Consider the following 23998-nt stretch of genomic DNA (forward strand, 5'->3'; position numbering starts at 1 on the left):
CCGGAGGGTTGCCGGCCAGCGGCCGGCACTACCCGATGCCCAGGCCCGGAATCGCGCTGATGCTGTCCGGGTCGAATCCGGCCAGCTCGGCGAAATGACGGCCACGCGCCACGTAATCGCGGTACGCACCAAAGCTCGGCGCGCCCGGCGACAGCAGCACCACCCCCCCCTGCTCCCCCAGCGCGGCGCGCGCCAGCGCCATCGCCTCGGCAAGATCGCCCGCAGCATGCAGACCGAAGCGACCGGCATCGGCCAGCGGCTGAAGCATGGCGTGGATGCGCGGGCCGTTGCTGCCCATGGTCACGATCTCCACCGGCGGCACATCGTGGGCCATGTGCTGCATGAAATCGGTCCAGTCCAGGCCACGGTCGTGCCCGCCCACCAGCAGCGCGATGCGCTGGCCGGCGAAGCACTCCAGCGCAGCCAGGCTGGCATGCGGCGTGGTGCTGATCGAATCGTTGACGTAGGTCAGGCCATCGGCCACGCCGATGCGCTGCAGGCGGTTCGGCAGCGGACGGAAGTGCTGCACCGCCGGCGCCAGCACCACCGCGTCCAGCCCCAGCGCTTCCAGCGCGGCCAGCACCGCGCACAGGTTGCCGCGATTGTGGCGGCCCGGCAGCGGCGTGTCGCGGGTATCGAACACCGGCTGTTCGCCACGGTGCACGATGTCACCGCGCATGTGCCAGCCCTGCGGCTGGTTGAACCAGACCACCTCGCTGTCAGGCAACGACAGCGCGGCAAGATGCGGATCGGCGGCATTGAGCACGGCGATGCGCGGCGCAGCTTCGGTCACCAGCCGCAGCTTGTCTTCGATGTAACGCTGTTCGCTGCCGTGCCAATCCAGGTGTTCCGGGAACAGGTTCAGCACCACCGCCACCTGCGGGCGGGCGCCACTGCGTGCCACTTCACCGGTCTGGTAGCTGGACAGTTCCACCGCCCAGTACTCGGGCGCGGGCTGCGGATCCAGCACTTCCAGCAGCGGCAGGCCGATGTTGCCGACCAGGCCGGTACGGTGGCCGGCGGCACGCAGCAGGTGCGCGACCAGCGCGGTGGTGGTGCTCTTGCCCTTGGTACCGGTCACGCACACGGTGTCGTGCACGATGCCATCGTCGGCCGCGTGTTCGGCGAACCACAGCGCGGTGCCACCAATGAAGCGGGTGCCCTGCCCTTCCGCCGCCAGCGCGATTGGCTGGTAGGGGCTGATGCCGGGAGACTTGATCACCACGTCAAACGCGGCCAGCGCTTCAGCAGAAGGCTCGCCACGCACGTCCAGCACGCCCTGCGTTTCCGCACGCGCGGCCTCGACTTCAGCCGCCGGGCAGAACAGGCTCAGCGGCAGCGTGGGCAGGCGCTCACGCAGCACCGCAAACGCGGCGCGGCCCTCACGGCCCCAGCCCCACAGCGCAACGCGCTTTCCGTCAAGCTTCGAAATCTTCACGCACCCGTTCCCACAGCGCAGCCGGAACCCGGTGCTCGCCCTGCAGCTGCAGCAGCGGTGCCAGTTCCAGTTCGGCGGCATCCAGCTGCGGCTGGATCTCGTTGCAGAAGCGCTTCACCAGCACGTCTTCCTTCCACTCCGGGCGTTGCGCCAGGGTCGCCATCGCCGCACGCGATTCGCGGCCTTCGCCCACGCACTCGAACGGCTTGTGGTCCTGGAATTCCAGCAGCGCATCGAAGCCACCGGCCTGCTCGGCATCATCCAGCAGGTTGCGGCCGAAGATGCGCACCAGGCGCGTCTTGGGCATGAACGGGGCCAGTGCCAGGAACACGAAATGGCACTTCGGGCAGACGCCGCACCAGCGGTTCACCGGGCGCTCGCCGAGGATGTGGAAGTTGCGGTTGCAGCTGGAGAAATGCGCGTCGTAGAAGTCACTCTTGGCGAACTGGCGGGCCACCGCCAGCTCGGACATCGGGCGCAGCAGCGAGTAGTACTGCAGGTCCGCCGCCACGTACTTCTGCACATGGCTGCCGAACGCCTGCTCGCAGGCCCAGCCCTTGGACCACTGATGATTCACTTCGCCGGTGCCCGGAATCTGGCTGCCGTAGCTGGCCGAGCGCTCGTTGGAGAACACCACCTGGTCCACGCCGTGCAGCAACGCGGCCAGCACCATGATCGCCGAGTTCACCACCGTCACCGGGATATGGCCGTTCCATGCGCCCTGGCGATTCAACTCGAACAGTTCAGGTGCCAGCGTGCGGCCCAGGTTCAATGTCGGCAGGCCGGTGCGCTCGGCGCACGCACGGATCAGCTGCGAGCCACCGATCCAGGTCACGGTCTCGTCCACGCCGGCACGGCGCAGCGCTTCGATGCTGACCAGCGAATCCTTGCCGCCGCCGATGGCCACCAGCGCGTGCGGCTGCAGGCCCAGCGACGGCGCCTGCACGGCCTCGCCCTGCACCGGCAACCGGAAGCGGCCGCGCAGGTTCAGGCCATTGCGGTAGGCGAATTCGCCCAGGCCGTTGAGGTAAATGGTCTCCACCAGTGCGGCGGTATCGGCATCGATGCTGTAGCTGTCGATGCTGACCGTCTCCGGCACGCCCGCCTTGTAGTAGCTGACACCGGCGATCAGGTGCAGCAGCTGCAGCGCACGCTGCACGGCGGCGGCACGCGCCTCGTCCAGCACGAAAGGGGCGCCGGGCACGGTGATGGTTTCCACCATCTCCGGGCCGTCATCAAAGGCATAGACCAGCCTGGCCACGCCGGTCTCCGCGGCGAATTCGCAGCGGACGAAGCGGAAGCGGGAAACCTGGTGTTTATCGAAAGCGGTCATGGTGTATCCGGTCAGGCACGGGCCCGCGCGATGGCGCGGGGCGTGTCGGTGGGCGGGTGCGGGGCGCGCGTGGCAATCATTCGATCACGTCTTCGCGCGGCAGCATCCGCTGGTTGTAGGTGTTGGCCATCGAATAGCCGTAGGCGCCGGCATCGGCGATCAGCATCACGTCGTCCGGCGCGGTCGACACCGGCAGCTTGCGGCGCTTGCCGAACACATCGCTGGATTCGCAGATCGGGCCGACCACATCGAACGCCGCCTCGGCATACCCACCCTGGCGGCTTAGGTTCTCGATGTCGTGCCAGGCGTCGTACAGCGCCGGGCGCATCAGTGCGTTCATGCCGGCATCCAGGCCGACGCGGCGCACGCCGTCCTTTTCCACCACCTGGGTGGCGTGGGTCAGCAGCACGCCGGATTCGGCCACCAGGTAGCGGCCCGGCTCGATCGCCAGGCGGAACGCCGGATGCAGCGCCTTGACCTCAGCCAGGCCTTCGGCCCAGGCATCCAGGTCGAACGGCTCGTCCTCGGCGGAATACGGAATCGGCAGGCCGCCGCCGATGTCGATGGTCTGCACGCTGCCGATGCGGCGGGCGAAACCGGCCAGCTCATCGCACATCAGGCGCCAGTGCTGCGCGGTCTCTACGCCGCTGCCCAGGTGCGCATGCAGGCCGACCACGCGGCTGCCCAGATCGGTGGCTGCGCGCACGAACTCGTCGACACGGGCGATCGGCAGGCCGAACTTGGACTCCTTGCCACCGGTACGGACCTTGGCGTGGTGGCCTTCGCCACGGCCCAGGTCGACGCGCAGCCACAGCTCGCGGTTGCGGAACAGGTCCGGCCAGCGCTGCAGTGCCTCGACGTTGTCGACCGTCACCGTCACGCCCAGCGCGAATGCGGCTTCGTATTCACTGCGCGGGCAGAAGCTGGGGGTGAACAGCACGCGCTTGGGCGAGAGTTCCGGCAGGTGCTGGAACACGTGCTTCAGCTCGCCATGCGACACGCATTCCAGGCCGAAGCCCTCGGCTTCCAGCAGCTGCAGGATGGCCGGGTGGCTGTTGGCCTTGATCGCGTAGTAGCGCTGGTCGATCGGCTTGATCGCGGCCAGCGCGCGGGCGCGGGCGCGCACGGTCGGCAGGTGGTAGACGTAGCGCGGCGTACCGGCATCGGCCAGCTGCAGCAGGTGCGCACGCTGGCCGCGCCACCACGGCGTGCCACGGGGGCGCACGGTGCCGGCGATCTCGCGCCAGCGCGGGCCGAACACTTCGGTCTCTTCCACCGGCATCGCGCCGCTGTCGATCAGCTCGGCGTGCAGCACCGGCAGCAGGCCATCGGCATCGGCCTCGTCGATGACGAAGGTCAGGTTCAGGTCATTGGACGACTGCGAGATCATGTGCACGCGTTCGCGGCCGAAGGTGGCCCACACGTCCGACAGCTTGTGCAGCAGCGAACGCATGCCACGGCCCACCAGGGTGATCGCCGCACACGGCACGATCACCTTCACCTTGCAGATCTGCGACAGGTCGGCCGACAGCGCGGCCAGCACATCGGTGTTGACCAGGTTCTCGGACGGATCCAGCGACACGGTGACGTTGGTTTCGGCCGAACCGATCAGGTCCACCGACAGGCCGTGCTTCTTGAACAGATTGAACACATCGGCCAGGAAGCCGACCTGCTGCCACATGCCGATGCCTTCCATCGACACCAGCACGATGCCGTTGCGGCGGCTGATCGCCTTCACCCCTGGTACCGGCGCGGCGCTGCCGTCGATGCTGGTGCCCGGCAGTTCCGGGCGCTCGGTATCGAGGATGGCCATCGGTACGCCGGCATCGCGGCACGGCTTGATCGAGCGCGGGTGCAGCACCTTGGCGCCGGTGGTGGCGATTTCCTGCGCCTCGTAATAGTCCAGGCGGGTCAGCAGGCGCGCGTCCGGCACATCCTTCGGGTTGGCACTGAACATGCCCGGCACATCGGTCCAGATCTCCACGCGGCTGGCACCGAGCAGCGCACCGAAGTACGCCGCCGAGGTATCCGAGCCGCCGCGGCCGAGGATGGCGGTACCGCCATCGGCATGCCGCGAGATGAAGCCCTGGGTGATCAGCAGGCGGGTCGGCTGCGCACGGAAGCGCTGCATCCATTCCGCGTCGGCACGCCACTGGCAGTTCACCGACAGGCGCTGCGACCAGTCGCTCTGGTTCGGCTGCGGCGGCATCGCGTCCAGCCACTGGCGGGCATCCATCCAGCCCATGTCCAGGCCCGACGCGCGCAGGTAGGCCGCACCCAGGGTGGAGGACAGCAGCTCGCCCTGGCCCAGCACTTCGGCCTGCCAGTCGAGCGGACGGGTGGCTGCACGCGTGTCGTCGAGCAGGCCCTGCAGCGCGGCGAGGCGATCGGCCAGCACCTCGCGGCCCAGGCCGAGTTCAACCAGGAAGGCCTCGTGGCGTTCGACCAGCGCCGCCACGCGGTCCCGGCTGTCGGGCGCGCCATCGGCGATCGCGGTCAGTTCGTTGGTGACCCCGGACAGCGCCGACACCACCACCAGCACGCGCGAGCCGGTCTCTTCCGCGCGTTTTTTCGCCAGCTTCCCGATCGTGTCCCAGCGGTGACGACGCGACACCGAGGTGCCGCCGAACTTCAGTACGATCCAACGATCGACAAGGGGGGAAGCTGACATGGATTGGCTATGTAGAATGTGGGGAAGCCGCCCTCGGGGGCGGAACCTTTGATTCTAAGCGCAATATCCCCGTAGATGGCCGTCCTCCGTTACCTGCAGCTCGATGTCTTCGCCCCCCACCCCGGCACCGGCAACCCGCTGGGCGTCATCCTGGACGCCGACGGGCTCTCCAGCAGCCAGATGCAGGCTCTGGCCGCCTGGCTGAATCTGTCCGAGACGGTGTTCTTCCTGCGCCCCAGCACGCCGGGCGCCGACTACCACATCCGCATCTTCACCCCGACCCGCGAGCTGGCCTTCGCCGGCCACCCCAGCGTCGGCGCCGCCTGGGCGGCGGTGACCTGCGGCCTGGCGCAACCGCACGACGGTGCCCTGCTGCAGCAATGCGCGGCGGGGTTGCTGCCGGTACGGGTGAGCGGCCCGGCCGAGGCACTGCAGATCCAGCTGGCCAGCCCACCGGCGCGGCAACTGGACACAGCGGCCGACGGAGCGCCCGAAGCGCTGCTGGCGCTGGCCGACAGCGGGCACGTGCCCGAACTGTGGGACAACGGCGCACGCTGGTGGCTGTTGCCGCTGCGCGACGCCGCCGCCGTACGCAACCTTGTGCCGGACATGGCCACGCTGGCCGACTGGAGCCTCGCCACCAACGCGACCGGTGTGGCCGTGTTCGCCGACGAGGCCGGCGACGACCACACCCGGGTGGTGCGCGCCTTCTGCCCCGCTGATGCGGCCGCCGTGCCCGAAGATCCGGTGACCGGCAGCGCCAATGCGCTGATCGGTGCCTGGCTGCGCCAGCGCAATGCCCTGCCCGGCCGCGAGGGCCGCTACGTCGCCAGCCAGGGCCGCGAAGTCGGTCGCGATGGTCGCGTGCAGGTGCAGGTCGATGCGCAGGGCACGGTGTGGATCGGCGGCCAGGTGCAGTGCGTGATCGACGGCAGCATCCGCTGGTAGCCCACGGAAAAAAGGGGACGGAGGGAATTAAGTCGCTTATGGCACATGGGGCAAAAGCGACTTAATTCCCTCCGTCCCCTTTTTGGTGCCCCGCGCTACGCTATGCGGCCTGTTTACTGGAGTGCCGCCTGATGACCACCCGCCGTTTCCTGCAGCTGGACGTGTTCTCCCCGCGCGCCGGCGCTGGCAATCCGCTGGCCGTGGTACTCGATGCCGAGGGCCTGGACGACGCCAGCATGCAGGCCATCGCGCGCTGGACGCGCCTGCCCGAAACCACCTTCGTGTTCCCGCCGCAGGTGCCGGGCGCCAGCTATCGATTGCGCATGTTCAGCCCGCAGAAGGAAGTACCGTTCGCGGGCCATCCCAGCGTCGGTACCGCGCACGCGGTGCTGCAGGCGGGCCTGGCCGCAGCGGTCGACGGCGTGCTGGTGCAGGACGGCATTGCCGGCGCGCTGCCGCTGCGCGTCAGCGGTGAGGGTACGCAGCAGCGCATCGCCATCCGCACCCCGCGCGCGCAGCTGGCCGAAACCGCTGAGGCCACCGATCCGCGCCTGCAGGCCGCGCTGAAGGACTGGCCGCTGGGCACACTGCCGCCGGCACGCATGCAGGGCGGCCGCAGCTGGTGGGTGGTGCAGGTGGCCGACGAGGCCGCATTGCGCGCGCTGCAGCCAGACTGGGATGCAGTGGCCGCACTGGCTGAATCCACCGACAGCATGGGCGTGTTCGCCTATGCCTTCAGCGATGGCAGCGAGGGTTTCGACCTGGCCGTACGTGCCTTCGTCGGCAATGGACGCCGCTTCGAGGACGCCGCCTCGGGTGCGGCCAATGCGGTGCTGGCCGCGTGGCTGGACCTGCGTGACGCGCTGCCGCGTGGACGGACGCCGTTTGAAGTCAGCCAGGGCCGCGAAGTCGGCCATGACGCGCGCCTGACCCTGCTGGTCGACCAGGACGACGAGGTCTGGTCGGGCGGCCAGGTGCAGACGGTGATCAGCGGCACCATCGACTGGTAAACACCATCGAGGTGGAGCCGAAGGCAGCGGCAGGAGCCGCTGCCAACGTCGGACGCGACGGCCCGGAGGGTGGCGGCCAGGAAGGCCGCCATAATGCTGGCCGGCTGTTACCTGGACCTCGACATCATGCGGTTGCCGGCCAGCGGCCGGCACTACCCTCAGCCCAGCTCGGCTTCCAGGCTGATCGGCACCGCGCTCAGCGCCTTGGACACCGGGCAGTTCTGCTTGGCGTCATCGGCAATCGCACGGAACTGCGTCGCGTCGATACCCGGCACCACTGCCTTCACCTTCAGCCGGATCTGCGACAGCTGCGGGCCGCCCTCCAATGACAGATCGACCTTGGCTTCGGTATCCAGCGAGGTCGGGGTAAAGCCGGCTTCGCCGAGCTTGGCCGACAGCGCCATGGTGAAGCAACCGGCGTGCGCAGCAGCGATGAGCTCTTCCGGATTGGTGCCCTTTTCGTCGCCGAAACGGCTGTTGAAGCCGTAGCGTGTCTTGTCCAGCAGCCCGCTCTGCGGCGTGCTCAGCTGCCCCTTGCCCGACTTCAGATCGCCTTCCCAGTGCGCGGTGGCGTGTCGCGAGATTCCCATGTGCTGCTCCTGCGTGACGGTGATGAACGGTCACCCTCGCACGGGAGGCGTTAGCCCTGCGTCGCTCCGCCGCACGCCGCAGGTCGCCTTCCGAACCCGGCGCGTGGACACTTTCTCACCAGCCGGAAACGCATTTTTCTCTTGTTTTCAGTGGTTTCGCGCATTCCGCCGATGGGCGGGCGTGGGCCGTCGCGCGCGCTGCCACACCCCCGTCCCCCACTGCGCGCCATGTACTGAATCGGCCTGGATATGAAAAAACATGCACTTTCCGCGCTTCGGGCTATTGGCGGCGCCCAAGAGTTGCCCTACATTGCGCTTGCCGACGGGGTTCGGCGCCGACCAAACAACCAACCGTTCACGGAACAGGAAACCATGGCAAAGACCGCTAAGAAGGCTGCCCCGAAGAAGGCAGTGAAGAAAGTCGCGACGAAGGCAGCCGCCAAGCCGGCCGCTCCGAAGCCGATCAAGGAAGTGCTGACCAAGTCCGGCCTGGTTGCACACATCGCTGAAGCCTCCGGCGTCGTCGCCAAGGACGTCCGCGCTGTGCTGGCCTCGCTGGAAAGCGCCGTTGCCTCCTCGGTGCACAAGAAGGGCGCTGGCTCCTTCACCCTGCCGGGCCTGCTGAAGATCACCACCGTCAATGTGCCGGCCAAGCCGAAGCGCAAGGGCATCAACCCGTTCACCAAGGAAGAGCAGTGGTTCGCTGCCAAGCCGGCCACCACCAAGCTGAAGGTGCGTCCGCTGAAGAAGCTGAAGGACGCCGCGCTGTAAGCGCGCGCCCCAACGCGGATTCCGACGGGACGGCTCTGGCCGTCCCGTTTTCTTTTGCACGTTCCCGGCAGCAGGTCCACGCCACGGGTGGATGCGCCGCCCCGGGGCATCCGCAACACAGCGTTGCCGCATACTGGAAAATCCCCGTTCAAGCCCGTCGCCATTAGCCATGCGCGGCCTGGGCAGGCCCTGGAACGTACCGGGTGGAACACTGCGTGCAGCCCCGGCCATCGCCGCCGGGCACGGCCTTGCCTAAGGTGGGCACATCCTCCACAGCTACGGCGAGCATCCCCTCATGGCCAGCCCCTCCACCCGCTACCGGATCTCGGTGACCCCCATCGAAAAGGACGGGTTGCAGTGCACCGGGCGCTGCACCATCGAACTGGAACATCGCGCCAGCCGCGACCTGATGCGCCTGCTGGAAGCGGCGCCACGCACCGCTGGCATCAGCGGTGATGAACGCGCGACCCTGGTGATCGCCACCCAGCTGCTGCGCGACATCGTGCAGCGCCACGCAGAGACCGATGGACATGCGTTGGCCGCCATCGCCGGGCAGGTGCTGCCGGCACTGGATGCGCTGGAGCAGTTGCCCTCCTCCCGCTGATTCCCGCGCAGCCGATACACTGTCTCCCCCACATCGCCTCGGGGAGGAGGCATGCGCAGGACGCTTTTCCTGATCGTGCCCCTGGCGCTGCTCGGCTGCTCCAGGCCTGCGGCAGCGCCCGATGTTGCGCCAGCGCCGGCTGTCGCCAGCGCCGGAACGCAGGGCATCGCCGGCACCGAAGCGGCGTCCCTGCAGACACCGGCGATCGATCCGCTGTTCGCTGCGGTCTCTGCCGACGCCCAGCCACCATCGGTGATGCTGAACCGCTACGTGATCGCGCTGCTCAACCGCAACCGCAGCGCCAGCGACGCGGCATGGGCGATTCCACCGGCCGACCCGCACCGCGCAGATGACGCTGCCATACGCCAGCTGCAGGGCGTGCGTACGCTGCGGCTGGACAGCGAGCCCCCGGTGGCACGCGACGGCCAGCATCCTCCCCAGCTGCTGGAGGTGCCGGTGCGGATCCGCGCGGTCACCACCCAAGGGACCTTCCGCTTCGGCGGCTGGTACCGCGTGCAGCCCAGTGCTGATGGCCGCGGCTGGCAGATCCAGTCGGCGCAACTGCGGCCAACGCTGGACTGAACCATTGCAGCGGCATGCACGCGCGATTCAGCCGTCCCGGCTACTCTTTCCTCCATCCTTTCCCAGTCCAGCGGTCACCGCCATGCGCCTGCGTTCCCTGATGACCCGCCTCGCCGCCTCCACCGTGCTGATCGCCGCCGCGATCGGCGCGCAGGCCGCCCCATCCATTTCCGGCCGCGAACTGTCGGTCGGCGCCAGCGATGTGCAGCAGTATCTCGATGGCAGCTTCCCGCGCACCCAGGACGCGTTGGGCGGACTGATCGCCCTCACCATGAGCCACCCCCAGCTGAGCCTCCCGGCCGGCGAGCGCTTGAACCTTGGCATGGACGTGGCACTGGCCACTGCCGGTGGCAATCCGGCCAAACTGGGTACGGTGAAGCTCAGCAGCGGCCTGCGCTACGACGCGCAGACCCAGGGATTCCACCTGCAGCAGCCGAGCGTGGATGACTTCACACCGGCCAACCAGGGCGGTCGTCTCGACTCCCGTACCCGTGGCCTGCTCAACGCCTGGCTGAGCGACTACGCCCAGCGGGAGCCGATCTACAAGCTGGACCCGGCCGTGGCCGGCGTTCTTGGCGCGCTGCAGGTGCAATCGGCACAGGTGAAGAACGGCAAGCTGGTGGTCACCTTCAACCAGAACCTGGGCAACCTGGTGCCGGCAGGCGTGCTGGGCAAGTAAGGTGGTGCCGGCCAGCGGCCGGCACTACCGGCAGCGCATCAGGCGGCGAGTGCCTTGACCACCGCCTCACTGAAGGCTGGGATGTCGTCCGGCTTGCGGCTGGTGATCACGTTGCCGTCGACCACGACCTCGGCATCGCGCCACTTCGCCCCCGCATTGGTCAGATCCTGCTGCAGGGACGGCCAGGACGTCAGCTCGCGGCCATCGGCGAGGCCACTGTTGATCAGCAGCCACGGGCCATGGCAGATCGCCGCCACAGGCTTGCCGGCTTCGTCTACTGCGCGGACGAAGCCGAGTACAGCCTCGTCGGTACGCAGCGTGTCCGGATTGATGACCCCTCCCGGCAGCACCAGGGCATCGAAGCTGACCGGATCGGCCTCATCCAGCGGAATATCCACTGCAACGGCGTCGCCCCAGTTCTTCTCTTTCCAGCCCTTGATCGTCGCCTCCTTTGCAGGCGACACGACGCTGACGCGCGCGCCTTCGGCTTCCAGCAGACGCTTGGGTTCGGTCAGTTCGGACTGTTCAAAGCCGTGGGTGGCAAGGATGGCAATCTGCTTGCCCTTCAATCGTTCTGCCATGGGTGCACTCCGGTTGGGGGTGCCGACAGAATGGAAGAACGGCCCTTGCACGGCGGTGACCCTGCCGTGCACGGCAGGTGGAGAGCCTCCGGGTGGTGCCGGCCGCTGGCCGGCACCTGGATTGCGCCTTGCCGGCCAGCGGCCGGCACTACCCGGTACCGGTCAGCGCTTGGGCTGCAGCATGGTGCCGGTGCACTTGGGCGAGCCGCAGCGGCACTCCCAGATCTTCTTCAGCTTGGCGGTGTGACGCTCGGCCAGGGTGATTCCGTAGTTGTAGGTCAGCTCTTCGCCGGCCTTGATGTCACGCAGCGCCTCGATGAACACCTTGTCGCCACGGCTGTCACCGTCCTCGTCTTCCTCGATCACCGCCTCGCAGTTCGGGTCGCAGCTGTGGTTGATCCAGCGCGCATCGTTGCCCTTGTAGTTGGCATCGATCACCCAGTCATCGTTGAGGGTGAACAGGAAGGTATGGCCGCTTTCAACGTCGCCGCTGTCATCGGCATCAACGTCGCCGTGGCTGCGCAGCAGGCCCTTGTACTGGATCACGCGCTCGCCCTGCTTGATCGGGGCCACGGCGAACACGCCGTTGCCATGGATGGCGGACTTGCGGGCTTGGATCTTCTTCGGCATCGGCACGGGCTGTTTGCAGCGGATGGAACCGGGATTCTCGCCCATTCCGGGTGATTGCGAAAATCACCCCGTTGGCGCAGCATGGCGCCCCGGCGGTGGCCCCGGTGCGTCGTCCCGGTCCGTCCCAGCGCCGGCTGAATGCCCGGGTTGGATGCCGGCGAATAAAAGCGTACAATTTCAGTCCGCTTTAAGAACCGCTCGCATTCCCATGTTGCGTGTCACCAAGCTCACCGATTACGCCACCGTGGTGCTGACCGTGCTTGCCGCCCGTCCGGGCGAGGTGCTCAGTGCCACTGAGCTGGCCGAATTCACCGGCCTGGAGCCGCCCACCGTCAGCAAGGTGCTCAAGCCGCTGGCGCAGGCCGGCCTGGTCGAAGGCCTGCGCGGTGTCCGTGGCGGCTACCGCCTGACCCGCCCGGCCATCGAGATCTCGCTGTTCGAAGTGGTCGAAGCGATGGAAGGGCCATTGGCCCTGACCGAATGCAGCCACGACCACCACCAGTGCGGCATGGCGCCCAAGTGCGGCGCGCGCAGCAGCTGGCGGCTGATCAACGACGTGGTCTCCGAGGCCCTGCGCGATGTCACCCTCGCCCAGATCCTGCCCCCTCTTCCCCTTGCCGATGACGAACAGCGCCGCACCATCGCTGTCGACGTCGTCTCCTGATCCACAGGCAGCCCCCCATGGCCACCGAAACCATCGAAAACGTCGCCCACGACGACACCCCCAACCGCGAGATCCACGAGCAGCTCGGCCGCAAGTATTCGGCCGGCTTCATCACCGAGATCGAATCGGACTCCCTGCCGCCGGGCCTGGACGAGGACACCATCCGTGCCCTGTCGGCCAAGAAGGACGAGCCGGAGTGGATGACGCAGTGGCGCCTGGACGCCTACCGCCACTTCCTGACCATGCCGATGCCGGACTGGGCCAAGCTGGAGATCGCGCCGATCGACCTGCAGGCGCTCAGCTACTACTCCGCGCCCAAGGGCCCGAAGTACGCCTCGCTGGATGACGTGCCAAAGGAACTGCTCGACACCTACGACAAGCTGGGCGTGCCGCTGCACGAGCGTGCCAAGCTGGCAGGCGTGGCGGTGGACGCGGTGTTCGACTCGGTGTCCGTCGGTACCACGTTCCGCAAGGAACTGGCCGAGAAGGGCATCATCTTCTGCTCGATGTCCGAGGCCATCAAGGAACATCCGGAACTGGTCCGCCAGTACCTGGGCACCGTGGTGCCGGTAGGCGACAACTACTTCGCCGCGCTCAATTCGGCGGTGTTCTCCGATGGCAGCTTCGTGTTCATTCCCAAGGGCGTGCGTTGCCCGATGGAACTGAGCACCTACTTCCGCATCAATGCCGGCCACACCGGCCAGTTCGAGCGCACCCTGATCGTGTGCGAGGACAAGGCCTACGTGTCCTACCTGGAAGGCTGCACCGCGCCGATGCGCGACGAGAACCAGCTGCACGCGGCGGTGGTCGAGCTGGTCGCGCTGGAAGACGCGGAGATCAAGTACTCCACCGTGCAGAACTGGTACCCGGGCGACGAGAACGGCGTCGGCGGCATCTACAACTTCGTCACCAAGCGTGCCGAATGCCGTGGCGCGCGCAGCAAGGTCACCTGGACCCAGGTCGAAACCGGCTCGGCGATCACCTGGAAGTACCCGTCCTGCGTGCTGCTCGGCGACGACTCGGTCGGTGAGTTCCACTCCGTGGCGCTGACCCATCACCGCCAGCAGGCGGACACCGGCACCAAGATGATCCACGTCGGCAAGCGCACCAAGAGCAAGATCGTCAGCAAGGGCATCAGTGCCGGCCGTGGCCAGAACACCTACCGCGGCCTGGTGCGGGTGGACCGCAACGCCGATGGCGCGCGCAACTACACCCAGTGCGATTCGCTGCTGATCGGCAAGCAGTGTGGCGCGCACACCTTCCCCTACATCGAGGTGAAGAACCCGGGCGCCACCGTCGAACACGAGGCCACCACCTCGAAGATTTCCGACGACCAGCTGTTCTACTGCCGCGCCCGTGGCATCAGCCAGGAAGACGCGGTGTCGATGATCGTCGACGGCTTCTGCAAGCAGGTGTTCCGCGAACTGCCGATGGAGTTCGCGGTGGAGGCCAAGAAGCTGCTGGAAGTCTCGCTGGAAGGAAGCGTCGGATGATGCGTACGTCTTTGCCCGCACTGTTGCTGCTGGGCCTTTCGCCCTGGGCCCTGGCCAACGCGTCCTGCACCCCCGAAGACCTGGTGGGTGCCACCCCGGTCAGATTGCCCGCCAGCACGGTCATCTCCGCGCCGAAAGAATTCTCGATAGTGCTGACAACGGGGCAGGACGGCAGCTTCGGCGCGATCCGGGCTCGCCTGAGCTCGGGCAACCGTGAGCTGGATCGCGCCGCTGCCGAATCCATCCGACAGGCCTCCCTCGCAGTCTCCTGCCTGCAAGAACCCGGTGAAGAGATCATCGTGGTTTTCTCCGCCCTTCCCGCTCAACCTGGGCAGCCCGGCAACGGCACGGTGCAGATCGTCCGCATCGACCCCGCAGCCCCGAAACCTACCAAGCCATGACCATGCTGAAGATCGAAAACCTCCACGCCCGCATCGGCGACAAGGAAATCCTCAAGGGCCTGTCGCTGGATGTTAAGCCCGGCCAGGTGCACGCCATCATGGGCCCCAACGGCGCCGGCAAGTCCACCCTGGGCAATGTCCTGGCCGGCCGCGACGGCTATGAAGTGACCGAAGGCAGCGTGCAGTTCGACGGCGTCGACCTGCTGGAGCAGGACCCGGAAGCGCGCGCCGCTGCCGGCCTGTTCCTGGCGTTCCAGTACCCGGTGGAGATCCCGGGCGTGAACAACACCTACTTCCTGCGCGCGGCACTGAACGCCCAGCGCAAGGCACGCGGTGAGGAGGAACTCGATTCCATGCAGTTCCTCAAGCTGGTGCGCCAGAAGCTGGCCGTGCTGCACCTGAAGGACGAACTGCTGCACCGTGGCGTCAACGAAGGCTTCTCCGGTGGCGAGAAGAAGCGCAACGAGATCTTCCAGCTGGCCGTGCTCGAGCCGAAGCTGGCGATCCTGGACGAAACCGATTCGGGCCTGGACATCGACGCGCTGAAGAGCGTGGCCGACGGCGTCAATGCGCTGCGTGCCGCTGACCGTTCGTTCCTGGTCATCACCCACTACCAGCGCCTGCTGGACTACATCAAGCCGGACGTGGTGCACGTGCTGGCCGATGGCCGCATCGTCAAGACCGGTGGCCCGGAACTGGCGCTGGAACTGGAAGCGCACGGCTACGATTTCCTCAAGGATCGCGTGGTGCGCGAGGCGGCGGTCTGATGAGCGCCCTGCTCGACTCCATGGCCCAGGCCTTCTGCGGCAGCGACGCGCGCCGCGAAGTGCTGGACGCGGCCCTGCGTGACGGCCTGCCTGCCGCCCGCAACGAAGCCTGGAAGTACACCTCGCTGCGCCAGCTGGAGCGCCGTGCGTTCGCGGCTGCACCGCTGCAGGGCCCGGCGCTGGACGCCGCGCTGCTGGAGGACATCCCGGCACCGCGCCTGGTGTTCGTCAACGGCCGCCTGGATGCCGCGCTGAGCGACGTGCAGGTCCTGCCGGACGGCGTGCAGCTGCAGCCGCTGTCGGCCGCACTGGCCTCCGGCGAAGACGCCGTGCGTTTCCTTGGCCGCCGCTACGAGCGCAGCGAAGAGATCTTCGCCCGCCTGAATGCCGCGCTGGCCGATGAAGGCGTGGTGCTGCGCGTGGACGAAGGCGTGCAGGTCGAAGCGCCGCTGCAGCTGGTGTTCGCCAGCGTCGCCGGCGATACCGACCTGGCCTGGCACCACCGCCACCTGATCGAACTGCGTGCCGGCGCCAGCCTGGGCGTGGTCGAGCACCGCCTCAGCGTCGGCGATTCGGCGCACCTGGACAACACCGTGCTTCACGCCCATGTCGCCCGCGATGCCGTGCTCAAGCACGCCCGCGTGCAGGCCGGCAGCGCGCGCCAGACCAGCTTCCTGCGCACCGACGCCGTGCTGGCCCGCGACGCGCAGTACCACCGCGTCGATCTGGAACTGGGCGCCGCGCTCAGCCGCCATGAACTGAACGTGCGCCTGGAAGGCGACAATGCCCAGCTGACCGCCAACGGCGTGCTGCTCGGCAATGGCCGCCGCCACGTCGAAACCCGCCTGGGCATCGACCACATCGCACGCGATACGAGTTGCGAGCTGCTGTGGCGTGGCGTTGCCGCCAACCGCAGCCGCGTGGTGTTCCATGGTGGCATCCAGATCCGCGAAGGCGCCGACGGCACCGATGCGAACCTGTCCAACAAGAACCTGCTGCTGTCGGCCGACGCCGAGATCGATACCCAGCCGACGCTGGTCATCGACGCCGATGAAGTGAAGGCCGCGCATGGTGCCACTGTCGGCCAGCTCGATGCCAACGCGCTGTTCTACCTGCGCTCGCGCGGCCTGCCGCAGGCACAGGCGCAGGCACTGCTGAGCGCCGCGTTCTGCCACGAGCCGCTGAAGATCCTGCCGGAAGCCCTGCGCGAGCAGCTGGCACGCCGTTTGGACAAGGCCCTGGCCGAGGCGGGTGTGGCATGAACCTGTCCACCCCGCGCCCGATCGAAGAACGCACCGGCGCGCCCGATTGGGATCGCGTCCGCCTCGACTTCCCGCTGCTGATGCGTGAAGTGCACGGCAAGCCGCTGGTCTATTTCGACAATGCCAACACCGGCCAGAAGCCGGTGCAGGTGATCGGCGCGGTGGACGAGTTCTACCGCCGTTACAACGCCAACGTCAGCCGCGCGGTGCATGCACTGGGCAGCGAAGCCACCGACGCCTACGAAGGCGCGCGCAACACGCTGGCACGCTTCCTCAACGTGCGCCCCAGCGACCTGGTGCTGTGCAGCGGCACTACCTTCGCCATCAACCTGGTGGCGTATTCGTGGGCCCTGCCGCGATTGAAGGCCGGCGACGTGATCCTGATCACGCGCATGGAACACCACGCCAACATCGTGCCGTGGCAGCTGGTCGCACAGCGTACCGGCGCCACCATCCGCGTGGCCGAGATCACGCCTGACGGCGCACTCGATCTGGATGCGCTGCGCGCGGCGATGACCCCGGAGGTCAAGCTGCTGGCGGTCACCCATGTCTCCAACGTGCTGGGCACGGTCAACCCGGTGCGCGAGATCTGCCGTGAAGCGCGCAAGCGCGGCATCATCACCGTGGTCGACGGCTCGCAGGCCGTGCCACACCGCAAGGTCGACGTGGCCGCGATCGGCTGTGACTTCTACGCCATCACCGGCCACAAAATGTGTGGTCCGACCGGCACCGGTGCGCTGTGGGCCCGCCGCGAGCACCTGGATGCGATGCCGCCGTTCCTTGGCGGCGGCGAGATGATCAAGGAAGTCAGCTTCGACGGCACCGTGTTCAACGATGCCCCGCACAAGTTCGAAGCCGGCACCCCGAACATCGCCGGCTTCATCGGCCTGGGCGTGGCCGCCGACTACCTGCAGCAGCTTGGCCAGGAGAACGTGGAAGCACGCGAGGCTGAACTGCTGGCGCATTTCACCGAAGAGCTGCGCCGCGTCGACGGTCTGCGCATCATCGGCGAAGCACCGGAGAAGGCCGCCGTGGTCTCGTTCCTGATCGACGGCGCGCATGCCCACGACCTGGCAACCCTGCTCGACCTGGAGGGCGTGGCGGTGCGCTCCGGCCAGCACTGCGCGCACCCGCTGCTGCAGTACTTCGGCGTCGCGGCAACCTGCCGTGCCTCGCTGGCGTTCTACAACACCCACGCCGAGATCGAGCGCTTCATGACCGCGCTGACCAAGGTACGGAAGCTGTTGGGCTGAGCCGGCACACCGGGGTCAGATCCCTTTCGCGATGCGAAAGGGCTCTGACCCCACCAGCATTCCCGACAGCCGCCGTTGCGACTGCAATGCCCGCCGGATCGCGACCAGATGAACCCGGCATACCGCCCGTAGCACACCGGGGTCAGATCCCTTTCGCGACGCGAAAGGGCTCTGACCCCATCAGCATTCCCGACAGCCGCCGTTGCGACTGCAATGCCCGCCGGATTGCCAGCAGATCCCCCGCCGGAATGCCCGCCTCGATGAACTCCACATAGCGCCTGCGCCGTTCATCCGCATCAGAACCCATCAGCTCGAATGCCGAATGCGGCTCGAGCAGCGCATTGGGCCTGCCACGCGCATTGGCGCGATAGCTGGACCAACGATAGTCGCCGGGATGCGCCACCTTCCCCGCCCGAACCGGGTTGAGCTCTATGTAGCGCTGGCAGGCCAGCAGATAGCGATCCGAATCCACCACCGTGGAGTGGAAGCGCCCCTCCCATAACGTGCCGATGCGGCCCTGCCGATCATTCACCCGACGTACGTAGGTCCGGCTCACGGCCTGCATCATCCGTGACAGCCCGCCGCAGACATCAGGCGTTGCCAGAAGATGGACGTGGTTGCCCATCAACACATAGGCGTGAACCCGGCAATGCTGCTGGTGCGCGTGATGACACAGCAGGCGAAGGCAGGCGGCGCGGTCGCCATCGGTGAAGAACACGGGCTGGCGATTGTTGCCGCGCTGGACGACATGTTGCGGGTATCCGGGCGCATCGACCCGTCGTGGCCTCGGCATGGGCAGCTCCTGGTAACAGGGGGTCAGATCCCTTCCGCGTTGCGAAAGGGATCTGACCCCTCCCCCCATTTGCGCCCGCCCACGCCCCACCTAGAATGGGGCCATGAGCACCCTGACCTTCCGCGCCGCCACGCCGGCCGACATCCCCGCCCTGATCGCCCTCGTCACCTCGGCCTACCGTGGCGACGCCAGCCGCGTCGGCTGGACCACCGAAGCCGACCTGCTGGATGGCGCCCGCATCGACGCCGAAGGCATCCAGGCCGACCTCGACCGCCCGCGCTCGACCATCCTGCTGGCCGAGCGCGGGGACCAGCTGGTGGCCTGCGCCCACGTCGCCGATGTCGACGGCAAGGGCTACTTCGGCATGTTCTCGGTCGATCCGGCCCAGCAGGGCGGCGGCGTCGGCAAGCAGCTGATGGATGCCGCCGAAGCACACGCCGCGCGCGAATGGAACGTACCGGTGATGCAGATGACCGTCATCGACGTGCGCGACGAGCTGATCGCCTTCTACGAGCGCCGCGGCTACAGCCGTACCGGCATCAAGAAGCCGTTCCCGTATGGCGACGAACGCTTCGGCATCCCGAAGCGCGACGACCTGCGCTTCGAGATCCTGGAAAAGCCGCTGAACGGAGCCGCCGCGTGAGTGAGGCCTGGACCTTTGTCTGTGCCGGCAACGAGCTGCTGCCGGGTGAAATGAAGAGCGTGTTCGACGAAGTGACCGGCACGCCGATCGTGGTATTCAACCTCGACGGCGAGCTGTACGCACTGGAAGACCAGTGCACGCATGAAGAGTTCGAACTGTCCTCGGGCGAGTTCAACACGACCGAAGGCAGCGTGGAGTGCGTGCTGCACGGCGCGCGCTTCGACGTGCGCGATGGCCGCGCCCTGTGCGCCCCGGCCTACAGCCCTGTGCCCAAGTTCCCGGTGAAGCGCGAGCACGACGCGGTCTGGACCCGCGACGACCGGGATTGAGGCGGCGCTCGGCCCGGAGAGCCCCCAGAGGGCGCCTCGCGGGAGAGCATCCACCCATGGGGTGATCCACTGGAGTGCACTGAGGGGCCTTCCAGGGCCCTTCCAGACCATCCGGACCGCCCGCCGGATTGCGCATATGCGAATCATTATCGTTGATGTTATTCTACGTAACATCTTCGTAACGACATCGCTCCTGCGCCATGGCTTCGCCCGCGCCCACCGCCACGCTGTGCCAGCTCGCCCGCCAAGGGTGGCCACTGCTCGTGGCCGTGCTGCTGACGTTGCTGCTGGGCTGGTCGGCCTTGCACGAAGGGCGTGGCGGCGATCCGGCCGCGCACGGCTGGCAGGCACACGCTGAAGATCTGCTGCAGGCGATGCCGCTGCCGCAACCGCCAGCCGACGAATGCCCGCAGCACCCCGCACCAGCACCGGAGCCTCCGTTCGATGGCGAGGGCACCTCGCCCTGCACCGGTCTGGTCCCTGCACGCGCCGCTCTGGTCGCGCGTATCCCGCTGTGGCGCTCCGATGCCCTGCGCTGGCAGTTGCATGATCCCGCGCTGCGGTTGAACCCCGGCCACGCACCGCCCGCACCGCACGCCAGCTGAGGCGCCCTGCGGCCGTTGCCGTGCGCCTGATTGCGTTTCCCGCCAGCCGAGCCTGGCTCGGCTCTACAGCACCCACTTCCCGCCTGTCGCCGCATGCCCATCTGCGCCGGCTCGCGCTCGCCCTTTCCCGATCCAAGCCACTACCCACAGTCATGACCCACATCACGTCCCGCAAGCACGCCCCGCGCGTTTCCCTGCTCGCCACCGCCACCCTGGCCGCGGGCTTTGCTCCGCTGGCTGCGCAGGCTGCCGACGGCGCCGACGCCGGTTCCCGCAACGCCACCGAGCTGGACAAGGTGCAGGTGCGCGGCAGCTGGTTCAACCCGTCCTCGCCGAAGTTCACCGCCGAGCTGCTGGACACCCCGAAGTCGGTGTCGATCGTGTCGGAGAAGCTGATCGCCGAAACCGGTGCGACCAACCTGCAGGATGCGCTGCGCATGGTGCCGGGCATCACCTTCGGTGCCGGCGAAGGCGGCAACCCGACCGGTGACCGCCCCTTCATCCGTGGCTTCGATTCGCAGAGCAACGTGTTCGTCGACGGACTGCGCGACGTCGGCTCGCAGACCCGGGAGATCTTCGACCTGGAGCAGGTGGAAGTGGTCAAGGGCCCGAGCTCGGCCTACGGCGGCCGTGACTCCGGTGGTGGCAGCCTGAACCTGGTGAGCAAGACGCCGAAGCTGAAGAACGAGACCAGCGCCAGCATGGGCATCGGTACCGACAGCTACGCGCGCGGCATCGTGGACGCCAACTACGTGCTGGGGGATGGCATCGCCGCCCGCCTGAACCTGATGAAGCACGAATCGGACATCGCCGGCCGCGACGCCGCCAACGTCAGCCGCTGGGGCATCGCGCCGTCGATCGCGTTCGGCCTGAACGGACCGGCGCAGCTGATCGCCAGCCACTACCACATGCAGAGCGATGACCTGCCGGACGCGGGTGGCTTCCCCTACAGCAATCCGTTCTCCAGCGGCCCGAACGTGGCCAAGAACGGCGATGGCCGGCCGATGGTGCCGGACCGCAACAACTACTACGGCCTGGTCGACCGTGATTTCCAGCGCACCCGCGCCGACATCAGCACCCTGGATGCCAGCTACGACTTCGGTGGCCACAAGCTGCGCAACATCGCGCGCCTGGGCAACACCAGCAACGACTACCTGTGGACCCAGCCGGACGACAGCAAGGGCAACCCCAACCTGTACGGCACCTTGTGGCGTCGCACCAACACCCGTGCGGTCGACGTCAAGAGCTTCGCCGACCAGCTGGGCCTGACCGGTGCGTTCCAGACCGGCGCGCTCAAGCACAGCTACAGCGCGGGCGTGGAGTACAGCGACGAGAAGATGACCCGTGGCAGCTACCTGATGTCGCCGGGCACCGCCAATCCCCTTGAAAACAGCGCCAACAGCACTCGCTGCCAGGTGTCCGGCGCGGCCACCGGCTACAACTGCACCGACTTCAACAATCCGAACCCGAACGATCCGTGGGCGGCCGGTCAGATCGTCTATCGCAGCGACAAGGCACTGGACGTCGAGCAGCGCACCAAGACCACCTCGGCCTACGTGTTCGACACCATCGAGCTCAATGAGCAGTGGATGATCAACCTCGGCCTGCGCTACGACGACTTCCGTACCACCCTGACCACTCCGGTGGCCGGCAAGGCACCGACCCGCGTGCGCAACAGCAACGACTTCCTGAACTACCAGGCCGGCGTGGTGTTCAAGCCGGCCGCCAACGGCAGCATCTACCTGTCCTGGGGCACCTCCTCGACCCCGCCGGGCATGGACGGTGGCGACGGTTCGGACGGCCTGAGCGCCGCCGTGGCCGACCTCAAGCCGCAGGACACCAGGAACCTCGAACTGGGCACCAAGTGGGACCTGTTCGACAAGCGCCTGAACCTGACTGCCGCGATCTTCCACACCGTGATGAACAACGCACGCGTGACCATCGACAACGGCACCAGCCAGAACGCCGGCAAGAAGGAAATCAACGGCTTCGAGCTGGGCTTCACCGGCCAGCTGACCGATGCCTGGAGCCTGTACGGCGGCTACACCTACCTGGACTCGGAACTGAAGGACAACGGTTTCGTCTGTGGCGCACCGGTGGGCCGCACCTGCCCGTCCAACGTCTACGTGCCGTCGCCGAACAACGGCAACGTGTTCCCGAACACCGCCAAGCACAGCGCCAACCTGTGGACCACCTACCGCTTCCCGATCGGCCTGACCATCGGCGCCGGTGCGTTCTACTCGGACAAGCAGTACGGTGACGTCGCCAACACCAAGTGGATTGCCAGCTACACCCGCTTCGACGCGATGGCCAGCTACGCGATCCAGGACAACATCAGCCTGCAGCTCAACGTGCAGAACCTGACCGACAAGACCTACTTCACCAAGGCCTATGCCTCGCACTACGCGAGCATCGCCCCGGGTCGCTCGGCCACCCTGGCACTGAACGTGAAGTTCTGATGTAACTGCGCTCCACCACGGCGGCAGGCTCTCCTGCCGCCGTTTTTGTTTCCGGCGATACTCACCCCATGGCAACCCGTACCCCCATCGACAGCGATGCTCTGGCCGAGCTGCTGCAGCACGATCCGCAGGCTGCCTTCGCACGCGTGCGCGACGCCGCGCAGGCCGGACAGGTCGAGGCACAACTGCTGCTCGCGCAGATGCACATGGAAGGCAAAGGCACCGCACAGGACGCCTCGGCGGCACGGCTCTGGTACGAGACCGCCGCCAACAACGGCGCGCCGATGGCGATGAACATGCTGGGCCGCTGCCACGAACTGGGCCAGGGCACCGCCCCCGACCCGACACTCGCCGCGGTGTGGTACCGGCGCGCGGCCGACACCGGCCTGGACTGGGGCCTGTACAACCTGGCCAACCTGCTGGCCACCGGCCGCGGCGTGCCCGAGGACCGCGCGCAGGCACTGGCCCTGTACACCCGTGCCGCACACCTGGGCCATGCCAAATCGATGAACCTGCTGGCCCGCCACCTCGAAGACGGCCTGGAGATCGAGCGCGATCCGCAGGCAGCGCTGGCCTGGTACCAGCGCGCGGCCGAAGCCGGTGATTTCCGCGGCCAGGCGAACTACGCCTCTATCCTGCTGCAGGCCGGACAGGTCGAGCAGGCCGTGCACTGGCTGCGGCTCGCACTGGCCCACGGCAGCCCGGCGTTCATGGCGCACATCGCGCCGGAACTGGCCGCGTCGCCGCATCCACAGGTCCGCGCCCTGGTCGCGCCGCCGTCCCTCTGAGGAGTCCCGCATGCTGCTGCACATCCCCGACATTCTCAGCGCCGACCAGGTGGCCGACTTTCGCCGCCGACTCGATGCCGCCGACTGGACCGATGGCCGCGAAACCGTCGGCCATCTGGGCGCGCAGGCCAAGCACAACCAGCAGCTGCCCGAGGCCTCACCGCTGCGCCGCGAACTGGGCGAGATCATCCTCGTCGCGCTGGCCCGGCACCCGCTGTTCTTCAGCGCCGCGCTGCCGCTGAAATACCTGCCGCCGCGCTTCAACCGCTACAGCGGTGGCGGCACCTATGGCTTCCATGTTGATGGCGCGGTGATGAACCTGGCCAACGGCGAACAGCTGCGTTCGGACATTTCCTGCACCCTGTTCCTGTCGGCGCCGGACGAGTACGAGGGCGGCGAACTGATCATCAGCGACACCTACGGCGAGCACGAAGTGAAGCTGCCGGCCGGCGACCTGATCGTGTACCCGTCCAGCAGCCTGCACCAGGTGCGCCCCGTCACCGCCGGCGCGCGCGTGGCCTCGTTCTTCTGGGTGCAGAGCATGGTCCGCGACGATGTGCAGCGCCGCCTGCTATGGGAAATGGACGGCTCGATCGAGCGCCTGCGGCAGACCGGCGGCGACGCCGAGGCGGTGCTGCAGCTGACCGGCGTGTACCACAACCTGCTGCGGCGCTGGAGCGAGGTCTGAGCCTCAATCGGCCAGC

The 23998-nt window shown here is 67.5% G+C and carries 25 protein-coding genes; 18 read left to right on the forward strand and 7 right to left on the reverse strand.

Features of this window, described 5'->3' with window-relative positions; translation table 11 throughout:
* Positions 1-28 precede the first annotated feature (28 nt).
* From murD to JLDANKMP_RS03480, 3 genes are all read right to left on the reverse strand, one after another.
* Positions 29-1438 carry a UDP-N-acetylmuramoyl-L-alanine--D-glutamate ligase gene (murD, locus tag JLDANKMP_RS03470; protein WP_212560542.1) on the reverse strand — a complete coding sequence of 470 codons (1410 nt, stop codon included), beginning with the start codon at positions 1436-1438 and terminating at the stop codon, positions 29-31.
* A complete protein-coding gene (murL, locus tag JLDANKMP_RS03475; RefSeq protein ID WP_043034178.1) occupies positions 1419-2771 on the reverse strand; it encodes a UDP-N-acetyl-alpha-D-muramoyl-L-alanyl-L-glutamate epimerase in 1353 nt (450 codons plus the stop codon). Before murL ends, murD begins: the two co-directional genes overlap by 20 nt.
* Before the next feature lie 76 nt (positions 2772-2847).
* Positions 2848-5442, reverse strand: a complete 2595-nt coding sequence (locus tag JLDANKMP_RS03480; RefSeq protein ID WP_123958292.1) for a bifunctional aspartate kinase/diaminopimelate decarboxylase — start codon at positions 5440-5442, stop codon at positions 2848-2850.
* 75 nt (positions 5443-5517) lie between these two features.
* Here JLDANKMP_RS03480 and JLDANKMP_RS03485 point away from each other — a divergent pair, with 75 nt between their 5' ends.
* Together JLDANKMP_RS03485 and JLDANKMP_RS03490 are read left to right on the forward strand one after the other, a co-directional pair.
* Positions 5518-6390 carry a PhzF family phenazine biosynthesis protein gene (locus JLDANKMP_RS03485; protein WP_212560543.1) on the forward strand — a complete coding sequence of 291 codons (873 nt, stop codon included), beginning with the start codon at positions 5518-5520 and terminating at the stop codon, positions 6388-6390.
* A gap of 131 nt (positions 6391-6521) precedes the next feature.
* Entirely contained in the window at positions 6522-7400 is an 879-nt protein-coding gene (locus JLDANKMP_RS03490) for a PhzF family phenazine biosynthesis protein (protein ID WP_212560544.1), read from the forward strand.
* A 158-nt stretch (positions 7401-7558) separates the two neighbouring features.
* On the opposite strand, the gene JLDANKMP_RS03495 is transcribed toward JLDANKMP_RS03490, so the two are convergent.
* Positions 7559-7990, reverse strand: a complete 432-nt coding sequence (locus JLDANKMP_RS03495; protein WP_005408443.1) for an OsmC family protein — start codon at positions 7988-7990, stop codon at positions 7559-7561.
* A 372-nt stretch (positions 7991-8362) separates the two neighbouring features.
* On the opposite strand from JLDANKMP_RS03495, the gene JLDANKMP_RS03500 reads away from it, so the two are divergent.
* The 4 genes from JLDANKMP_RS03500 to JLDANKMP_RS03515 all read left to right on the forward strand — a co-directional run bounded on the left by JLDANKMP_RS03500 (position 8363) and on the right by JLDANKMP_RS03515 (position 10626).
* Positions 8363-8761, forward strand: a complete 399-nt coding sequence (locus tag JLDANKMP_RS03500) for an HU family DNA-binding protein (protein ID WP_005408442.1) — start codon at positions 8363-8365, stop codon at positions 8759-8761.
* Positions 8762-9056: 295 nt separating this feature from the next.
* On the forward strand, positions 9057-9365 hold the full coding sequence (locus JLDANKMP_RS03505; RefSeq protein ID WP_005408441.1) for a DUF3861 family protein: 309 nt from the start codon (positions 9057-9059) through the stop codon (positions 9363-9365).
* 51 nt (positions 9366-9416) lie between these two features.
* Positions 9417-9947, forward strand: coding sequence for a hypothetical protein (locus JLDANKMP_RS03510; RefSeq protein WP_212560545.1), 531 nt, complete (start codon positions 9417-9419; stop codon positions 9945-9947).
* A gap of 82 nt (positions 9948-10029) precedes the next feature.
* Positions 10030-10626 (forward strand): DUF1439 domain-containing protein, encoded by a 597-nt coding sequence (locus JLDANKMP_RS03515; protein ID WP_005408439.1) that lies wholly within the window; start codon positions 10030-10032, stop codon positions 10624-10626.
* Positions 10627-10664: 38 nt separating this feature from the next.
* On the opposite strand, the gene JLDANKMP_RS03520 is transcribed toward JLDANKMP_RS03515, so the two are convergent.
* Positions 10665-11207, reverse strand: coding sequence for a type 1 glutamine amidotransferase domain-containing protein (locus JLDANKMP_RS03520; protein ID WP_212560546.1), 543 nt, complete (start codon positions 11205-11207; stop codon positions 10665-10667).
* A gap of 162 nt (positions 11208-11369) precedes the next feature.
* Entirely contained in the window at positions 11370-11837 is a 468-nt protein-coding gene (locus JLDANKMP_RS03525) for an SET domain-containing protein-lysine N-methyltransferase (protein ID WP_012479369.1), read from the reverse strand.
* A gap of 208 nt (positions 11838-12045) precedes the next feature.
* Between JLDANKMP_RS03525 and JLDANKMP_RS03530 the strand changes: the two genes are divergently transcribed.
* Genes JLDANKMP_RS03530 through JLDANKMP_RS03555 form a run of 6 tightly spaced genes read left to right on the forward strand, consistent with a single transcriptional unit; the run spans position 12046 to position 17677 of the window.
* Positions 12046-12501, forward strand: coding sequence for an SUF system Fe-S cluster assembly regulator (locus JLDANKMP_RS03530; protein WP_005408436.1), 456 nt, complete (start codon positions 12046-12048; stop codon positions 12499-12501).
* Positions 12502-12518: 17 nt separating this feature from the next.
* Positions 12519-13994: a Fe-S cluster assembly protein SufB gene (sufB, locus tag JLDANKMP_RS03535; protein ID WP_005408435.1), complete on the forward strand. Its 1476-nt coding sequence runs from the start codon at positions 12519-12521 to the stop codon at positions 13992-13994.
* Positions 13991-14395 carry a hypothetical protein gene (locus tag JLDANKMP_RS03540; protein WP_049403262.1) on the forward strand — a complete coding sequence of 135 codons (405 nt, stop codon included), beginning with the start codon at positions 13991-13993 and terminating at the stop codon, positions 14393-14395. The genes sufB and JLDANKMP_RS03540 overlap by 4 nt, the downstream gene beginning before the upstream one ends.
* Positions 14396-14397: 2 nt before the next feature.
* Positions 14398-15162, forward strand: a complete 765-nt coding sequence (gene sufC, locus JLDANKMP_RS03545) for a Fe-S cluster assembly ATPase SufC (protein ID WP_024958766.1) — start codon at positions 14398-14400, stop codon at positions 15160-15162.
* Positions 15162-16424, forward strand: a complete 1263-nt coding sequence (gene sufD, locus JLDANKMP_RS03550) for a Fe-S cluster assembly protein SufD (RefSeq protein ID WP_043034185.1) — start codon at positions 15162-15164, stop codon at positions 16422-16424. The genes sufC and sufD overlap by 1 nt, the downstream gene beginning before the upstream one ends.
* Positions 16421-17677, forward strand: coding sequence for a cysteine desulfurase (locus JLDANKMP_RS03555; protein WP_010483557.1), 1257 nt, complete (start codon positions 16421-16423; stop codon positions 17675-17677). The genes sufD and JLDANKMP_RS03555 overlap by 4 nt, the downstream gene beginning before the upstream one ends.
* 142 nt (positions 17678-17819) lie before the next feature.
* Here the strand turns inward: JLDANKMP_RS03555 and JLDANKMP_RS03560 are convergent, their stop codons facing one another.
* Positions 17820-18470 carry a transposase gene (locus tag JLDANKMP_RS03560; RefSeq protein ID WP_212560547.1) on the reverse strand — a complete coding sequence of 217 codons (651 nt, stop codon included), beginning with the start codon at positions 18468-18470 and terminating at the stop codon, positions 17820-17822.
* Between the two features lie 103 nt (positions 18471-18573).
* Between JLDANKMP_RS03560 and JLDANKMP_RS03565 the strand changes: the two genes are divergently transcribed.
* The 6 genes from JLDANKMP_RS03565 to JLDANKMP_RS03590 all read left to right on the forward strand — a co-directional run bounded on the left by JLDANKMP_RS03565 (position 18574) and on the right by JLDANKMP_RS03590 (position 23982).
* Positions 18574-19113 (forward strand): GNAT family N-acetyltransferase, encoded by a 540-nt coding sequence (locus JLDANKMP_RS03565; RefSeq protein WP_005408429.1) that lies wholly within the window; start codon positions 18574-18576, stop codon positions 19111-19113.
* Positions 19110-19442 carry a non-heme iron oxygenase ferredoxin subunit gene (locus tag JLDANKMP_RS03570; protein WP_005412525.1) on the forward strand — a complete coding sequence of 111 codons (333 nt, stop codon included), beginning with the start codon at positions 19110-19112 and terminating at the stop codon, positions 19440-19442. Before JLDANKMP_RS03565 ends, JLDANKMP_RS03570 begins: the two co-directional genes overlap by 4 nt.
* A gap of 200 nt (positions 19443-19642) precedes the next feature.
* Positions 19643-20047, forward strand: coding sequence for a hypothetical protein (locus JLDANKMP_RS03575; RefSeq protein ID WP_212560548.1), 405 nt, complete (start codon positions 19643-19645; stop codon positions 20045-20047).
* Positions 20048-20199: 152 nt separating this feature from the next.
* Positions 20200-22506 (forward strand): TonB-dependent receptor, encoded by a 2307-nt coding sequence (locus JLDANKMP_RS03580; RefSeq protein WP_212560549.1) that lies wholly within the window; start codon positions 20200-20202, stop codon positions 22504-22506.
* Positions 22507-22574: 68 nt separating this feature from the next.
* On the forward strand, positions 22575-23294 hold the full coding sequence (locus JLDANKMP_RS03585) for a tetratricopeptide repeat protein (protein WP_212560550.1): 720 nt from the start codon (positions 22575-22577) through the stop codon (positions 23292-23294).
* 10 nt (positions 23295-23304) lie between these two features.
* Positions 23305-23982, forward strand: a complete 678-nt coding sequence (locus JLDANKMP_RS03590) for a Fe2+-dependent dioxygenase (RefSeq protein WP_012510312.1) — start codon at positions 23305-23307, stop codon at positions 23980-23982.
* Positions 23983-23998 lie beyond the last annotated feature (16 nt).

Source organism: Stenotrophomonas sp. PE591, from assembly GCF_018320795.1.
Lineage (GTDB): Bacteria > Pseudomonadota > Gammaproteobacteria > Xanthomonadales > Xanthomonadaceae > Stenotrophomonas > Stenotrophomonas maltophilia.

Excerpts from the sequence above, each read along its gene's own strand:
- murL (WP_043034178.1), bottom strand. The coding sequence starts at position 2,771 with ATGACCGCTTTCGATAAACACCAGGTTTCCCGCTTCCGCTTCGTCCGC.
- JLDANKMP_RS03480 (WP_123958292.1), bottom strand. The coding sequence starts at position 5,442 with ATGTCAGCTTCCCCCCTTGTCGATCGTTGGATCGTACTGAAGTTCGGC.
- JLDANKMP_RS03485 (WP_212560543.1), top strand. The coding sequence starts at position 5,518 with ATGGCCGTCCTCCGTTACCTGCAGCTCGATGTCTTCGCCCCCCACCCC.
- JLDANKMP_RS03490 (WP_212560544.1), top strand. The coding sequence starts at position 6,522 with ATGACCACCCGCCGTTTCCTGCAGCTGGACGTGTTCTCCCCGCGCGCC.
- JLDANKMP_RS03495 (WP_005408443.1), bottom strand. The coding sequence starts at position 7,990 with ATGGGAATCTCGCGACACGCCACCGCGCACTGGGAAGGCGATCTGAAG.
- JLDANKMP_RS03500 (WP_005408442.1), top strand. The coding sequence starts at position 8,363 with ATGGCAAAGACCGCTAAGAAGGCTGCCCCGAAGAAGGCAGTGAAGAAA.
- JLDANKMP_RS03505 (WP_005408441.1), top strand. The coding sequence starts at position 9,057 with ATGGCCAGCCCCTCCACCCGCTACCGGATCTCGGTGACCCCCATCGAA.
- JLDANKMP_RS03510 (WP_212560545.1), top strand. The coding sequence starts at position 9,417 with ATGCGCAGGACGCTTTTCCTGATCGTGCCCCTGGCGCTGCTCGGCTGC.
- JLDANKMP_RS03515 (WP_005408439.1), top strand. The coding sequence starts at position 10,030 with ATGCGCCTGCGTTCCCTGATGACCCGCCTCGCCGCCTCCACCGTGCTG.
- JLDANKMP_RS03520 (WP_212560546.1), bottom strand. The coding sequence starts at position 11,207 with ATGGCAGAACGATTGAAGGGCAAGCAGATTGCCATCCTTGCCACCCAC.
- JLDANKMP_RS03525 (WP_012479369.1), bottom strand. The coding sequence starts at position 11,837 with ATGCCGAAGAAGATCCAAGCCCGCAAGTCCGCCATCCATGGCAACGGC.
- JLDANKMP_RS03530 (WP_005408436.1), top strand. The coding sequence starts at position 12,046 with ATGTTGCGTGTCACCAAGCTCACCGATTACGCCACCGTGGTGCTGACC.
- sufB (WP_005408435.1), top strand. The coding sequence starts at position 12,519 with ATGGCCACCGAAACCATCGAAAACGTCGCCCACGACGACACCCCCAAC.
- JLDANKMP_RS03540 (WP_049403262.1), top strand. The coding sequence starts at position 13,991 with ATGATGCGTACGTCTTTGCCCGCACTGTTGCTGCTGGGCCTTTCGCCC.
- sufC (WP_024958766.1), top strand. The coding sequence starts at position 14,398 with ATGCTGAAGATCGAAAACCTCCACGCCCGCATCGGCGACAAGGAAATC.
- sufD (WP_043034185.1), top strand. The coding sequence starts at position 15,162 with ATGAGCGCCCTGCTCGACTCCATGGCCCAGGCCTTCTGCGGCAGCGAC.
- JLDANKMP_RS03555 (WP_010483557.1), top strand. The coding sequence starts at position 16,421 with ATGAACCTGTCCACCCCGCGCCCGATCGAAGAACGCACCGGCGCGCCC.
- JLDANKMP_RS03560 (WP_212560547.1), bottom strand. The coding sequence starts at position 18,470 with ATGCCGAGGCCACGACGGGTCGATGCGCCCGGATACCCGCAACATGTC.
- JLDANKMP_RS03565 (WP_005408429.1), top strand. The coding sequence starts at position 18,574 with ATGAGCACCCTGACCTTCCGCGCCGCCACGCCGGCCGACATCCCCGCC.
- JLDANKMP_RS03575 (WP_212560548.1), top strand. The coding sequence starts at position 19,643 with ATGGCTTCGCCCGCGCCCACCGCCACGCTGTGCCAGCTCGCCCGCCAA.
- JLDANKMP_RS03580 (WP_212560549.1), top strand. The coding sequence starts at position 20,200 with ATGACCCACATCACGTCCCGCAAGCACGCCCCGCGCGTTTCCCTGCTC.
- JLDANKMP_RS03585 (WP_212560550.1), top strand. The coding sequence starts at position 22,575 with ATGGCAACCCGTACCCCCATCGACAGCGATGCTCTGGCCGAGCTGCTG.
- JLDANKMP_RS03590 (WP_012510312.1), top strand. The coding sequence starts at position 23,305 with ATGCTGCTGCACATCCCCGACATTCTCAGCGCCGACCAGGTGGCCGAC.